This window comes from Streptomyces hundungensis (genome assembly GCF_003627815.1).
In the GTDB taxonomy this organism is placed as follows: Bacteria; Actinomycetota; Actinomycetes; order Streptomycetales; family Streptomycetaceae; genus Streptomyces; species Streptomyces hundungensis_A.
In genome coordinates this window covers 1,389,816-1,403,687 of the sequence record NZ_CP032698.1, presented here as the reverse complement: position 1 = coordinate 1,403,687, position 13,872 = coordinate 1,389,816, and the positions used below count along the sequence as shown (strand labels likewise).

Genomic DNA, 13,872 nt, shown 5'->3' with positions numbered 1-13,872 from the left:
CATGAGCAACCGACCAGAGCACGCGAGCCGGCACCCCCGGCGCTTCGAGATCCTGCTCGTTCCCGAACACGTCGAGTCCCGGGGCGAGGCCTCGGTGGCCGACAGCGCCGTACGGTCCGCCGTCGTCGAGGCGACCGGCGAAATGGGCGTCTCGGGCTATCCCCGCTACGCCGGACACGGCATCGAGGCCGAGATCGACTCCGCCGGGCGCGCGGTCGAGGCGCTCCTGGTCGACGGATCCGAACTCGACATCGGCCTGACCGCGGTGGTCAGGGAGGTGGCGACCCGTCCGGGGGTGTGATCGCGCTCCGGCCGAGGCCCGTTGACAGCCGACGGCGACGGGCAGAGACTCGGGCGGCAGCCGTTCATGAACATCACTTCACTGGGCGAACCGGCCGCCGTGGTGGCCCCGAAGCGGTGGAGAGATTTGTGGGAGAGACCCGATGAGCATCCGCGACGTGTACATCGTCGACGCCGTCCGCACCCCCGTCGGCAAGTTCGGGGGCGCCCTCGCCGGGGTGCGGCCCGACGACCTCGCCGCGCACGTCGTCAGGTCGCTGGTGGACCGCACCCCGGAGCTCGACCCGGCGCGCATCGACGACGTGTACTTCGGGGACGCCAACGGCGCGGGCGAGGACAACCGTGACGTGGCCCGGATGGCCGTGCTGCTCGCCGGGCTTCCCGTCTCGGTGCCCGGGGTCACCGTCAATCGCCTCTGCGGCTCCGGCCTGGAAGCCGTGATCCAGGCGGCCCGCGCCATCGCCGTCGGGGACGCCTCGATAGCCGTCGCGGGGGGCGTCGAGTCGATGTCCCGCGCACCCTGGGTCGTCCAGAAGCCCGAACGCGCCTTCCCCGCCGGGCATCAGCAGATGTACTCCACCACCCTCGGCTGGCGCATGACCAACCCGAAGATGCCCGCGCAGTGGACGGTCGCGCTCGGCGAGGGCGCCGAACTCATCGCGGAGCGCCACGGCATCACCCGCGAACAGCAGGACGCCTTCGCCCTCGACAGCCACCGCAAGGCCGCCGAGGCCTGGGCCAAGGGCCTGTACGACGGCGAGGTCGTCCCCTACGGCGGCGTCGACCTGGCCCGTGACGAGTGCATCCGGGAATCCTCCACGCTGGAGGCGCTCGGCCGCCTCAAGCCGGTCTTCCGGGCGGACGGTTCGGTGACCGCGGGCAACGCCTCCCCGCTCAACGACGGCGCGGCCGCTCTGCTGCTCGTCGACGAGGAAGGGCTGCGGGCCACCGGCCGCGAGCCCCTCGCCCGCATCCGGAGCTCCGCCGTGACCGGCATCGAGCCCCACCTCTTCGGGCTCGGCCCCGTCGAGGCGGTCCGCAAGGCGCTCGCCAGGGCGGGCCGGGACTTCGTCGACCTCACCACCTTCGAGCTGAACGAGGCCTTCGCCGCCCAATCGCTCGGCTGCCTCGCGAGCTGGCCCGAGCTCGACCCCGCCGTGGTCAACCCGCGCGGCGGCGCCATCGCCATCGGCCATCCGCTCGGCGCCTCCGGCGCCCGGCTCGCCGGAGCCGTCGCCCATCAGCTCGCCGCGGCAGGATCCGGCACCGGCCTCGCCGCCCTCTGCATCGGAGTGGGCCAGGGCCTGGCGCTCGTACTGGAACGCTGACCGCCGGGCGATACGGAGTCGGCGCCCCCCCGAGGTGGCGGCCCCGAGGTGGCGGCCCCAGGGTGGCGGCCCCGGGGTGGCGCCCCCCGGCGCTCCATCGCGCGGTGAAGCCTCTTACGATGGCGCCGCGCTCGGGCGCCCCGTGGTCGGCGGATGCCGTCAACCGCCGTGTCCCGCGCGGGAGTTACCCTCGGACGCGACAGTGACAGGAGAGTTCTGATGCCCCTGCTCGATCCCAAGACATGGCAGCCCACACCGCTCGCCGGGGGTGAGTACGAGGTCGTCGAGCCGGCCACCGGGGAGTCGCTCGGCGCCGTGACCCTGGCCGCGGGCGCCGACGTCGACGCGGCGGCGGCCTCCGCCGTCGCGGCAGGGACCGCCTGGGCGCGCACCCCGCACGTCGAACGCGCGGCGGTCCTGCGCCGGGCCGGCGACCTCTTCGGCCACCACGCCGACGAGCTGCGGGAGTGGCTCATACGCGAGTCCGGATCGGTGCCGGGCAAGGCCGACTTCGAGCTGCACGTCGCCGCCCAGGAGTGCTACGAGGCGGCCGCCCTCGCCTCCCGGCCGCTCGGCGAGGTGCTGCCGAGCGAACAGCCCCGGCTCTCCTACACCCGCCGGGTCCCGGTCGGCGTGACCGCGGTCATCGCCCCGTTCAACGCCCCGCTCATCCTCTCCATCCGCTCGGTGGCCCCCGCGCTCGCGCTCGGCAACGCGGTCCTGCTCAAGCCCGACCCGCGCACCGTCGTCTGCGGCGGACTCGCGCTGGAGGCCGTGTTCGCGGAGGCCGGCCTGCCCGAAGGGTTGCTGCACGTCCTGCCCGGCGGCGCCGAGACCGGCCAGGCGCTGATCGCGGACCACCGGATCCCCGTCATCTCCTTCACCGGCTCGACCGCGGCGGGCCGCCTGGTCGGCGAGGCGGCCGGCCGTCAACTCAAGCGCGCGCACCTGGAGTTGGGCGGCAACTCGGCACTCGTCGTACTCGCCGACGCGGACATCGAGGGCGCCGTCGCCCAAGCCACCTGGGGCTCCTTCTTCCACCAGGGCCAGATATGCATGACCACCGGGCGCCACCTCGTCCACGCCTCGCTGTACGAGGAGTACGTCGAGCGGCTCGCCGCCAAGGCCGACGCGCTGAGCGTCGGCGACCCCTACCGCGAACGGGTCCACCTCGGTCCCGTCATCGACGACGCCCAACTCGCCAAGATCCAGCACCTGGTGGAGGCCAGCACCGCGCGGGGCGCCCGGCTCGCCGCGGGCGGCACCCACCACGACCTCTTCCACCGGCCCACCGTCCTCGCCGACGTCGACGACCACACCCCCGCCTACACCGAAGAGGTCTTCGGGCCGGTCGCGCCGGTCCGTTCGTTCACCACCCTGGACGAGGCCGCGGCCCTGGCCGCCGCGGGACCCTACGGCCTGTCGCTCGGCATCGTCACCCAGGACACCGCGCTCGGCCTGGAACTCGCGGACCGCATCCCGACCGGGATCGCCCACATCAACGACCAGACGGTCAACGACGAGGCGGTCGCGCCGTTCGGCGGGATCGCCGCGTCCGGGACGGGGGCGCGGTTCGGTGGTTCGGCGAACCTGGACGCCTTCACCGAACTGCGCTGGACCACGGTGCGCCGCGAACCGGCCGACCATCCGTTCTGACCACGCGCACCCTGACGTCAGGGGGCGGACACCCCTCGGGCATCCTTGGCCGGTGCATTCGGTTCTCTCCGGCTTCCTTCCCATCTGGATCATCACCGCGTTCGGCTGGGTCGCGGGACGGTTCAACCTGCTCGGCGACCAGGCCCAACAGGTCCTCGGGCGCTTCGCGTTCACCTTCGCGATGCCCGCGCTGCTCTTCCTGACCATGGCGAAATCGCGGCCCGGAGCACTCGCACAGCCCGGCGTCGCGGTCTTCGCCCTCAGCCTGCTCGCCGTGTTCGCCGCGGGGCTCTGGGCGAGCAGGCGACTGTTTCGGCGCAAGAGGGCCGAGCAGGCGATAGGCGCCATGGCCGCGTCCTATGTGAACTCCGCCAACCTGGGCATCCCCGTCGCCCTGCACGTCCTGCACGACACCTCGTTCATCGTGGCCGCGGCCCTGTTCCAGATGCTGTTCATCACGCCGCTGATCCTGGTCCTCATCGAACTCGACGTACGCCGCGACGCGGGCCGGCGCCTGCTCCGGATGGCGCAACTCCCCCTGCGCAACCCGGTGGTCGGCGCCTCGGCCGCCGGGGTGGCCGTCGCCGCACTCGGCCTCCGGCTGCCCGCCGAGGTGACCACGCCGCTGACCATCCTGGGCGGCGGCGCCGTCCCCGCAGCCCTGTTCGCCCTCGGCATGTCGCTCACCGCACGCACCGCCGCCGACCCCGGCGAGCGGGCCGAGCGGGCCGTGCTGGTCACCCTGAAAACGGCCGTACAGCCGCTGCTCGCCTATGTGGTGGGGAGGTGGGCCTTCGGGCTCGGCCGCCACGAACTGTTCGCGGTGGTGCTCTGCGCGGCGCTGCCCACCGCGCAGAACGCGTTCATCTTCGCCTCCGAATACCGGCTCGACACCGCGCTGCCCCGGGACGCCGTCCTGCTCTCGACCCTCCTGTCGATGCTGTCCCTGTCTCTGATCGCGATGCTCCTCGGCTGATCCGCGCGCCACTCAGCAGGGCTGGCGCCAGGCGTCCAGCTTCAGGTTCTTGCGCATCGAGGACAGCCCGAGCCGGCCGGACTCGGCGCAGAAGTCCTGCGCGGGCAGCTCGTACTCGACGTGGAACACCGCCTTGTCCGCCTTCACGAACGGGGAGAGCAAGGCGCACTCGTCGTACTGCGCGCACTGCTCGTTGACCGCGAAGTCGAAGGCGGGCACCAGATCGGGGATCTGCTGGAGATCGTTCTTGAGCCCCACCGCGAGACCCCGCGCATGGGCGATCGAGGAGAGCATGCGGTTGTACGCCAGCTGGTCCGCGGCCGTGAGCGCGAAGCCCGTCTTGTTGAGGTAGCCGTCCATCAGATCCGGCTCCACCCCGTCGAAACCCTTCTCCCGGCACATGTCGAACCGGCGCTCCATCAGGGGCCGCAGCACGTCGATCCGCCGGATGTCGAGCCAGCGCTCGCCCTCCCAGCCGTTGTTCTCGCCGCGCACCGCGCTGGGGAAGGCCTCCTTGTCGGGCCGGAAGTTCTCCCAGGCGCCCGCGTTGACGTAGCAGATCGCCTTGCGTCCGCGGGCGTGCAGTTTGGCGACGTCGGCCGCGGTGTTCTCGAAGCCGTCGATGTCGTACACCGGCACGTCGGGGCCGTCCTGCACCCGCCCGTTGAGCTGCCACTGCCAGGCGGTGCCGGGTTTGGGCTGCCAGATCCCCGCCCGGGCCGAACCGCTCGGCGCGGGCGTCGGGGACGAGGAGGCGGACGGAGGAGCGGCCGTGCGGCCCCGGGTGGGAGCGGGGGAGAGGGTGGGCGCGGTAGCCGTCGGGCGGGGTTGGTCCGAGCCGTCCGCGTCGTCGTCCGAGGAGGTCGACGAGCATGCGGTGGCGAGCAGGAGCACGGTGACGGCGGTGCACAGCAGGGCCTTCGGCCGGCGGGGCGGGGTGCGGTTCATGGTGTCTTTCCTGGAAGCGCGGGCGGCAGCGCCGCCCACGGATTGGGCAGCTCGCGCTCGACCACACAGCACACGCCCGCACCACGCTCCCCGGGCGTCCGCAGCGCGAGTGCGAGGAGCGCCTCGGGTACGCCGTACACCAAGTGGCACAGGCGCTCCGGTGGTTGACGGTCGGCCCAGGCCGGCCGGGTGAAGGCGGACACATAGGTCGTCCAGTGTCCCTCGAAGGTGACGACCAGGTCGGCCAGACGCAGATATCCGGGCGCGGGATGCACCCCCGGGTTCAGGACCAGGGTCGTCGCGCCCCCGCGCCGGGCGGTCCGCGAGACCTGCCGCACGAACGGCAGCCCCGTCCGGTCGGCGGGCGCCCGGTCCAGGAAGAACCCGTCGGCGCCGTACCAGTCGCGATGGCACTCGATGTCCCGCACCACGGCGGCCGCCGGACGCGCGCCGTAGTCCAGGTCGACATAGCCGAGCACCCGCACGCCGGCCGAGCGCAGCGCCCGGGCCGGCTCCAGGAAGGCCTGGTCTGGGGCGGCGCCCGGACCGTCGGCCACGTTGAGCACCACCCCGTAGAGGTCGTCGGCCACCTCGGTCAGCCGCCGCCAGGCGACCGGGTCCTCGGCGGGGTGGACATAGAGCGGAACCAGCAGCATCAGTGCACCGGTTCCCGGTCCGGCTCGGCGCGCACGGCCGCCCACAGCGCGGCCACCGAGTCGTCGAGGCCGTGCTGGGGCGTCCAGTCCAGGGTGGTGTGCGCCGCGGCCGGGTCGGAACACTGCCAGGGCACGTCCGCCGAGCGCGCCGAGCCCTCGGCGTTCTCCTCGATGCGGCCCCCGAATCCCGCGGCGCGCGCCAGCGCGTGCGCCAACTCCCTTACGGGGACGGCCTGTCCACGGGAAATGTTGAGGACGCTGGGCAGGGGTCCGCCGCTGGTCGCCGCCAGGACCGCGGCATGGGCGACATCGCGGGCGTCCACGAAGTCGCGGTGCGCCGAGAGGTCGCCGAGCCGTATCGAGGACCGGGGCCCCAGGTCGCGCAGCCGGCGCGCCAGACGGCCCGGCAGCCCGGCCGCGGGCGCGCCGGGACCGACCGGATTGGTGATCCGCAGCACCACCGCGTCAAGGCCCGACGACGTCACGGCCACGGTGCCCGCCAGTTTCGTGGCCCCGTACAGGGTGGTGGGACAGGCCGGGGAGTCCTCGGTGACGCGCTCACCGATGCGGCTCGGGCCGTACTCGGCGGCCGAACCGAAATGGACGAGACGGGCGGTGGGAGCGGCCTCGCGCAGGGCCGCGCACAGCACGGCCGGCCCCCGCACATTGGCCTCGGCCAGCGCCACGGCCTGCGGGCCGACGGCGCCCGCACAGTTGATGACGGCGTCCGGCGCGAACGCGAACAGCCGCTCCGCGAGCGGGCCGGGAGTGGTGGTGGACAGATCCACGACGAGGTCGGAGGTCGGGCCCCGGCCCGCGCCGAAGAACCGCACGCCGGGCAGGGCGCGCAGCTCCCGGGCGACATGGCCGCCCAGGTAGCCGCTGTGTCCCAGGACGAGAATGCGCATGGGACGGTCAGGCCCCCTTCAGCAGGAGGGAACGGTGCGTGGTGAACTCGGCGTTCGCCCGGTCGTAGTCGTCGGGGCGCCCGATGTCGAGCCAGTACCCGTCGAACGCGTAGGCGTGCGGCGGGGTTCGGGTCTTCAGCAAATCCAGGACCAGCTCGTCGAAACCGAGCGGAAGCCCCGCCGTGTATCCGGCCAGGGTGGCGAGCGACAGGCCGTACACCCCCATCGACACCCGGTAGTCCATGCTCGGCTTCTCGGTGAAGCCCACCACCTTGGTGTCGTCGGTGGTCAGCACCCCGAAGTCGATGTGGACCTTGCGGGCGTAGGTGGCGATCGTCAGCGGCGCGCCGCTGGTGCGGTGCTGGGTGAGGACGTCGGCGTAGTCCAGGTCGGTGAGGATGTCCCCGTTCATGACGAGGAAGGACTCGGGCAGCCGGTCGCGCATGGTCAGGAGCGGGCCGATGGTGCCCAGCGGGCTCTCCTCGGTGCTGTAGTCGACCTTCAGGCCCCAGCGTTCGCCGTCGCCGACATAGGCGCGGATGATCTGGCCCAGATGGCCGATGGCGATGGTGCAGCCGGTGAACCCGGCGGCCGCGAGCTGGCGCAGCACGATCTCCAGGATCGCGTGCTGGTCGCCGATCGGGACCAGCGGCTTGGGCAGCGCCGTGGTGTACGGCCGCAGCCGCACGCCCTTGCCTCCGGCGAGTATCACTACATGCATGGGAGCCTCCCTAGAACAGTGGGACTGGCGACGTCAGATGTTGTAGATGCCGGTCTTGTAACGGGCCAGGTTGCCGGGGTCGCGGAAGAACTCCGCGGTCCGTTCCAGACCTGTCTCCAGGCCGAACCCCGGCTGCCAGCCGGTGGCTTCGGTGAGCCGGCTCGCGTCCGCCACCAGACGCATCACCTCGGAGTTGGCCGGCCTGATGCGCCGGCTGTCCTCCTGGACGTCGAGTTCGGCGCCCATCACCTTGCCGATGAGCCGCACCAGGTCACCCACCGATATCTCGGTGCCGGTACCGGCGTTGAAGGTGCGGCCCACCACGCGTTCGGCGGGGGCGGTGCCCACCGCGAGGAAGGCCCGCGCGGTGTCGACGGCGAAGGTGAAGTCCCGGGTGGGACGCAGATCGCCGAGCGTGATGGTGCGCGAGCCCGCCGCGACCTGCCCGATGACGGTGGGGATCACGGCCCGCATCGACTGGCGGGGCCCGTAGGTGTTGAAGGGCCGCAGCGTCACCACGGGCGTCGCGAAGCTCGCGAAGTAACTGTCCGCGAGCCGGTCCCCGCCGGCCTTCGAAGCGGCGTACGGGGACTGGGTGTTGATGGGGTGGTCCTCGGTGATGGGCACGGTCTGCGCGGTGCCGTAGGTCTCGCTGGTCGAGGTGTGCACCAGGCGCGGGATCTCCAGCGCGCGGACCGCCTCCAGGACGTTGAGCGTGCCCGTCACATTGGTGTCCACATAGCTGTGCGGGGCCTGGTAGGAGTACGGGATCGCGATCAGCGCCGCCAAGTGGTAGACGGCCTCGGTCCCTTCGAGCAGACCGCGCACCGAGCCCGGGTCGCGGACGTCGCCCAGGACGATCTCCACCTGGTCCAGGACGTCGGCGGACAGCGTCTCAAGCCAGCCGTAGGACGAGAAGGAGTTGTACTGGGCCATGGCGCGGACCCGGTGCCCGGTGGCGACGAGGGCCTCGGTGAGATGGGAGCCGATGAAGCCCTCGGCTCCGGTGACGGCGACAAGCGGTGCGGACGTCAACTGCCGCTCCTTTCAAGGAGGTTCAGAACTAGCGGTGGTCATGCGGGTGCGGTGCGTGAGGCCCGTGGCGCGGCTGGTGCCGGGCGGGGCCGTGGTGCGGGTCAGGCGTGCGCGGTCGGCCGCCCGAGCAGACGCAGCGTGGTGCCCATGAGGGCGAGGGCGGCGAGCGAACAACAGAGCAGCTCGGTCAGGGGGCCGGGCGGTGGCGCGACCAGCTCCGTCGAGGCGACCGCGGCGGCGGCAGCCAGGCTGACGACGGCGGGCGGCCAGGCGATGCCGAAGGCCTGGAGCAACAGCGCCGTCCACAGGAGCGCGGCCAGCGCGAGCAGGGGTGCGGGTTCGGCGCCGGTGAACAGCGCCGCGGGAAACAGCGCGAGGAGGTAGACGAGCAGACAGCCCCCGAGGACGGCCGCCGATCGCCGGCGGAACGCGGCCGGAGTGGCCGTCGCCCGCAGCGCCGCGACCGAAAGCCCCCGATAGCGGTAGAGCAGCCATTCGGCGGGACCCATGCTGAGCGTCAGCGCGATCACCGCCAGCGGATGGCGCTGTCCGGCGAACGCCACCAACACCCCCGCGGCGAGCCCGAAGAGACCGTAGGGGAGCGAAGCCAGGATCCGGGGCGTCACCGGCGCGCTCGCCGGGGGCTGCCGCAGCGCCTCGCGCAGACAGTGGGCGACGGCCGCGACCACCAGGACCAGCGTGAACACGCTGACCCCCACGCGGGCCACCGTCCCCGGCTCCCGGAACGGCAGGGTCGCGGCCCCCGCCATCAGCGGGGTGAGCGCGCACAGGAGCAGCCGCTCCCGCGCCAGGACCAGCAGGATCCCGGCCGCCGCGAGATAACAGGACTGGCCCGCCACGAAGAACGCGGCCCGGCTCGGGCCCGCGATCGCCAACCCCGTGACGAAGGCGAGCAGCGCGCCGAGCGGCGCCCCCGCCCTCAGGGTCCGGGCCGCCTCGGGCCGCCCCGAAGCCATCCGCAGATAGGCCCGGTGGCCGAGCCCCTGCCCCCATGCCCAGGACACCAGGCCCGCGACGATCAGGGCGAGCACCGCCCGGTCGCTCTGCCAGAGCCGGGCGGTGAGCGGGTAGGCGAGCCCGGGCAGCGCGAACAGGGCGCCGCGCAGGGCGCAGCGGGCCGGATCGGGCGCCCAGGGATCGGCCGCCGGGGGCGGCTCCGGGAAGCTGCGCGGCACGCGCCGGTACAGGTCCTCGGCGAGCGCGAACAGATCGCGGTGGCCGTACTCGTCGGCGATCCGCTGGGCCGTCAGGCCCTCGGACTCCAGGACGGCCGCGACCTCATAGGCATGGACCGCGGGCCCTATGTGGGCGGCGAGTTCGGCGGCGAGCCGGTCCACCGCCGCGTCCTTGCCCGACCGTGTCCGCCCCTGCCCGGGCAGCCGCAGCGTCATGGTGGACTCGGTGGCGAGCCGGAGCGTCAGCGTGTCGTCGCGGCCGTCGGGCGGCTCCAGACGGATGGGCCCGCTCACCCCGCCACCCGGCTCAGCTCATCATCCGGCGCCCCGGCGGGCACCAGACGCAGGGACATCGTGACGTCCTCGCCGCCGGCCCTGTGCCGCACCGGTACGAGCCGGTCGCGTACGGAGAGTTCGAGGTAGATGGCCCGGAAGGTGTCGACGGTCTGGCGCAGCGTGAACTGCTCGACCACCCGCAGCCGGGCCGCTTCCCCCATCGCGGCCCGGCGCACCGGATCGCGCAGGAGCTCCAGAGCCGCCGCCGCCATGGCGGCCGGATCGCGCGGCGGCACCACGAGACCCGTCTCGCCGACCGCCTCGCGCACCCCTCCCACATCCGTGGACACGGTGGCCCGGCCGCAGCTCATCGCCTCGATGAGCGTGAAGGGGAAGCCCTCGCTGATGCTGGAGAGCATGACCACGTTGCCCGCCGCGTAGGCGTCCTTGATGTCCTCGACGCGGCCCTCGAAGGTGACCGCGTCGCCCTGGCCGAGCGATGCGGCGAGCGCCTCGCACCGCTCCCGGTACGCCTCGCCGCCCCGGGGTGTGCCCCCGAACAGGCGCAGGGTGGCGCCGGGGAGCTCTTCGCGTACCTGCGCGAAGGCGCGGATGAGGGTCTCCAGATCCTTGATCGGGTCAACTCGCCCGGCCCAGCTGAGCGTTGGCGTCGACGGCTCGGGCCCGGCCGGCGGGAACGCCGCCGGATCGACCCCGTTGTACACGGTGCGTATGAGCTCCGGGGCGGCCCCGCCCTGCTCCTCCCACAGCCGGTTGTACTGGTTGCCGGGCGTGATCAGCGCGGCCCGCCGGTAGGTCTCCTCGGCGAGCAGCCGGAAGAACCCCAGAAGGACCGCTTTGATCGGCCACCGGTACGGGGCGGTCCGGTAGCCGAGATAGCGCTCGCGCAGATAGACCCCGTGCTCGGTCAACAGCAGTGGTACGCCGTGGAGTTCGGCCGCCGCGAGCCCCGGAAGCACGGCCACCCCGCCGCTCACCGCGTGCGACACGCCCTGGCTCGGCGGGGTCGCGGCGAGCGGCCGCAGCGCGTGCTCCAGGAGCCCGGTCGCGGTGACCGCGTCGTGCAGGGTGGGCCGGGCCTCGCGCACCGCGAGCCCGGGCCGGTTCCACACTTCGGTCAGGACCCGTATCGCCCGGTCGCCGCGGAGCGCGGGGCTGAGCTTTCCGTCCTGGGCGGCCCGAGCCATCTCGTACAGGGCGGGCCCGAAGGCGTCCTGCTCCGCCGGGTCGAGCAGGGCGGTCAGAAAGCGTTCGTAGGCGGCCATGAGGCGCCGTTCCTGTCGGCCTCGCGGGGCCGAACCCCCGGGCGGCGGGCCCCACATGGGGACCGAGACGGCTTCCGAGGCGTGCGGCGGAAGCTCCCACACGGTGGGCTCGCGACCGGTGCCGGTCACCGCGATGATGTCGAAGTCGATGTCGGGCATGGTGGTGACGAGCTGGTCGCACCAGACGCTCACCCCGCCGTGGCTGTGCGGATAGGTGCCCTCGGTGAGCAGGGTGACCCGCGCCGCGCCGGAGCGCGGCGCGCGGTGTCGTACGTGCATGCATGCGCTCCGCGGCTGATGAGAGCGGTGGGTGGTGAACACGCCCCGGCGGTCCGCCGCCGCGGCGGCGGCGGACCTCGGGTGTCGGTACGGCCCGGTGTCAGCGCCGTTCGGCGCTGTAGGGGACCGGTCGGGCGACGCCGGCGGGGACCGGTGTGCGCGGTGCGGGCGGCGTCGTCGCGCGCTCGGCGGACGACGCGGAGCGGGAGTGCGGTGCCAGGGCTCTGGCGGGAGCGGGCGCCAGCGTCAGCGCGACGGCGTCGTGCCCGGGCTGCGGTGAGACCCAGCCGGACACGCTGCCCGCGTAGGCCTGGCCGAAAGCGGTGGCGCCGCCGTCCAGGACCTGGCGGGTGCCGCTCGGCATCGTCGCGGTGACCGCCACGCCCGCGGGGGCCCGCACGGTCACGCTGTCGCCGATCCGGTACGCGGTGACCTGGCCGGACTTGACCGCGGCGCGCCACGCGTCCCGGTCGCGCAGTTCGGCGCCGATGTCCTTCATCCGCAGGTTCACCAGCGGAGCGCTGGGCGCGTACAGCGTCCGGTACTGGTCGAGCACCCCGTCGAGCACGGGGTAGCCGATGCGGTCCTCGGTCAGGTTGGACTGGTGGATGAAGTGCGGCCGGGGGTCGTTGCCCAGCACGTGTCCGAGGGCGACCTGGGTCTCCAGGGGCACGATGTGCCCCGAGTACCCGGTGGCGGTGGAGAGCGGCGCGGGCAGACAGGTGGTGTTCGGCAGATCGTCGCAGAGCCCGCTGCCGCCCTGGGCGCGGCTGGTGTAGATCCAGTTGTACTCGTCGACCTGCTCGGCGACGTGGCCCGCGTTGTAGAAGATGTTGATCGGGTAGCGGGCCACGGTGAGGGCGCCGCCCACCGGGCGCTGCTCGGGGTCGCGCGACATGTCGGCGCCGAGCCAGCCGATCTTGTTGGCGGTGAGTGCGGGCGCCAAGTAGGGGTTGTCCTGCGGCTGTTGGGGCAGGAGCCGCATCCCCGAGTGCTCTCCGGTGATCAACTCATCGGAAGAAACCGGCAGTTGGATGCTCCTGACCCACTGGTCGTTGGCGGATATCTCCTGGGATATCTCGGCCTGGCTCACGTACTTGGTGGAGCCATCCGGGTTGGTCGCACACTTCCATGGGACGACCGCGACGTTCTGCTCGCAGCCGAGATAGGCGTGGTCGTAGGTGTGGTTGACCCAGCGGAAGTCGTTCCTCGCCGCGGTGAGCGCGTCGGCGAGCTGGTCGGCGCCGTTGTGGTTCTCGCGGTACTCGACGCTGCCGCCGCCGTTGTAGGCGAGGTCCAGCGTGAAGCCGCGGGCCTTCTCCCAGGCGACGGCGTTGGCCACGTCGGCCGGGGTCATCCGGATCGAGTCCTCGACGCCCTGCCCGGGCGGGCAGTCGACGTCGCCGGGTGTGCAGTTGAGGGTGGTGTCCCAGCGGTCGTCGCCGGCGAACACGTCGTCGACGTGGACCGCGAAGTAGTTGCGCGAGGCGCCGAGCCGCACGTTCTGCGTCATCCAGTCGACGATGCCCCGGGCCAGCAGCTTGAACTGTTCCTGGTAGCGGTTGTACGCGAAGGTGACGACGAGCTCCCGGCGCCCGTCGTGGCGGTACTCGCCGACGAGGGTCCCGTTGCCGGTCCTGCCGGGGATCGGCGCCTCGACGTAGCTGGTGAAGTCGGCGCCCGCGGTCGGCTGGGAAAGGAAGGCGTAACTCTCGCTCACGGCGGGCGAGTTGTTTTCGAACGGCACGCTGTGGTTGAGGTAGCCGAAGGGGCCCGCGCCGAGGCCCGCGGCGGTGACCTGCGCCTTGAGGCCGTCCACCGAGCCGCTGTAGCCGCTGGTGGCGGCCGGCTGGAGACCCACCTGCGGACGGGCGTAGGTGTAGGCGTCGACCTGGGGGATCGCATACGTCTTCTCGTACGCGGCGAGCGCGGCCATCTCGGTGGAGCCGGCCGGGAAGGGGTTGTCGTTGGGCAGCACCACCGCCTGGAACTTGGCGCGGGGGACTCCGTTCACGGTGTCGGCCAAGAAGGCCTGGTCGATCACCGGGCGGCCGGATTCGGTCAGGTCGATCTCGGTGTACGGGGTGCCCTCGCCGTCGAGTTCCGCGGTGAGGGCGCCGGTGGCCGGGCCGCCGTCCGAGACGACGAGGACCATGAGGTCGATGCGCGGCGCGGGCGTCGCCGAGTACGCCGGCGCCGCCGGTAAGCCCATGGCGAGCAGCACGGTTCCCACGGCCAGGCCACAGGTGTGTCTGCTGCGGTGTGTGTTCCGCTTCACGCGGTGAAGTCCCCTCCCCTGGAGGTCCG

Annotated in this window: 12 protein-coding genes; 4 read left to right on the top strand and 8 right to left on the bottom strand. The window is 72.7% G+C overall.

The features are described from left to right. Position 1 precedes the first annotated feature (1 nt). The 4 genes from DWB77_RS06290 (at position 2) to DWB77_RS06275 (ending at position 4,260) form a co-directional block, all read left to right on the top strand. Positions 2-301 (top strand): hypothetical protein, encoded by a 300-nt coding sequence (locus tag DWB77_RS06290; RefSeq protein WP_120720296.1) that lies wholly within the window; start codon positions 2-4, stop codon positions 299-301. A 142-nt stretch (positions 302-443) separates the two neighbouring features. Continuing rightward, positions 444-1,628 (top strand): thiolase family protein, encoded by a 1,185-nt coding sequence (locus tag DWB77_RS06285; RefSeq protein ID WP_120720295.1) that lies wholly within the window; start codon positions 444-446, stop codon positions 1,626-1,628. A 219-nt stretch (positions 1,629-1,847) separates the two neighbouring features. Further along, entirely contained in the window at positions 1,848-3,284 is a 1,437-nt protein-coding gene (locus tag DWB77_RS06280) for an aldehyde dehydrogenase family protein (protein ID WP_120720294.1), read from the top strand. A gap of 52 nt (positions 3,285-3,336) precedes the next feature. Continuing rightward, complete coding sequence (locus tag DWB77_RS06275) at positions 3,337-4,260, top strand: AEC family transporter (protein ID WP_120720293.1); 924 nt, start codon at positions 3,337-3,339, stop codon at positions 4,258-4,260. Positions 4,261-4,272: 12 nt separating this feature from the next. Here the strand turns inward: DWB77_RS06275 and DWB77_RS06270 are convergent, their stop codons facing one another. From DWB77_RS06270 to DWB77_RS06235, 8 genes are all read right to left on the bottom strand, one after another. Next, a complete protein-coding gene (locus DWB77_RS06270; RefSeq protein WP_120720292.1) occupies positions 4,273-5,208 on the bottom strand; it encodes an endo alpha-1,4 polygalactosaminidase in 936 nt (311 codons plus the stop codon). Next, the gene (locus DWB77_RS06265; protein ID WP_120727437.1) at positions 5,205-5,867 is read right to left on the bottom strand and encodes a spherulation-specific family 4 protein; all 663 of its coding nucleotides are present in this window, start codon (positions 5,865-5,867) and stop codon (positions 5,205-5,207) included. The genes DWB77_RS06270 and DWB77_RS06265 overlap by 4 nt, the downstream gene beginning before the upstream one ends. Continuing rightward, positions 5,864-6,772, bottom strand: a complete 909-nt coding sequence (locus DWB77_RS06260; RefSeq protein WP_120720291.1) for an NAD-dependent epimerase/dehydratase family protein — start codon at positions 6,770-6,772, stop codon at positions 5,864-5,866. Before DWB77_RS06260 ends, DWB77_RS06265 begins: the two co-directional genes overlap by 4 nt. A gap of 7 nt (positions 6,773-6,779) precedes the next feature. Continuing rightward, positions 6,780-7,493, bottom strand: coding sequence for a nucleotidyltransferase family protein (locus DWB77_RS06255; protein ID WP_120720290.1), 714 nt, complete (start codon positions 7,491-7,493; stop codon positions 6,780-6,782). 33 nt (positions 7,494-7,526) lie between these two features. Beyond that, positions 7,527-8,528 (bottom strand): GDP-mannose 4,6-dehydratase, encoded by a 1,002-nt coding sequence (locus DWB77_RS06250; RefSeq protein ID WP_120720289.1) that lies wholly within the window; start codon positions 8,526-8,528, stop codon positions 7,527-7,529. A 101-nt stretch (positions 8,529-8,629) separates the two neighbouring features. After that, a complete protein-coding gene (locus tag DWB77_RS06245; RefSeq protein ID WP_120720288.1) occupies positions 8,630-10,018 on the bottom strand; it encodes a hypothetical protein in 1,389 nt (462 codons plus the stop codon). Further along, positions 10,015-11,565, bottom strand: a complete 1,551-nt coding sequence (gene pelF / locus DWB77_RS06240) for a GT4 family glycosyltransferase PelF (RefSeq protein WP_120720287.1) — start codon at positions 11,563-11,565, stop codon at positions 10,015-10,017. The genes DWB77_RS06245 and pelF overlap by 4 nt, the downstream gene beginning before the upstream one ends. A gap of 100 nt (positions 11,566-11,665) precedes the next feature. Further along, positions 11,666-13,777, bottom strand: a complete 2,112-nt coding sequence (locus DWB77_RS06235; protein ID WP_120727435.1) for a hypothetical protein — start codon at positions 13,775-13,777, stop codon at positions 11,666-11,668. Positions 13,778-13,872 lie beyond the last annotated feature (95 nt).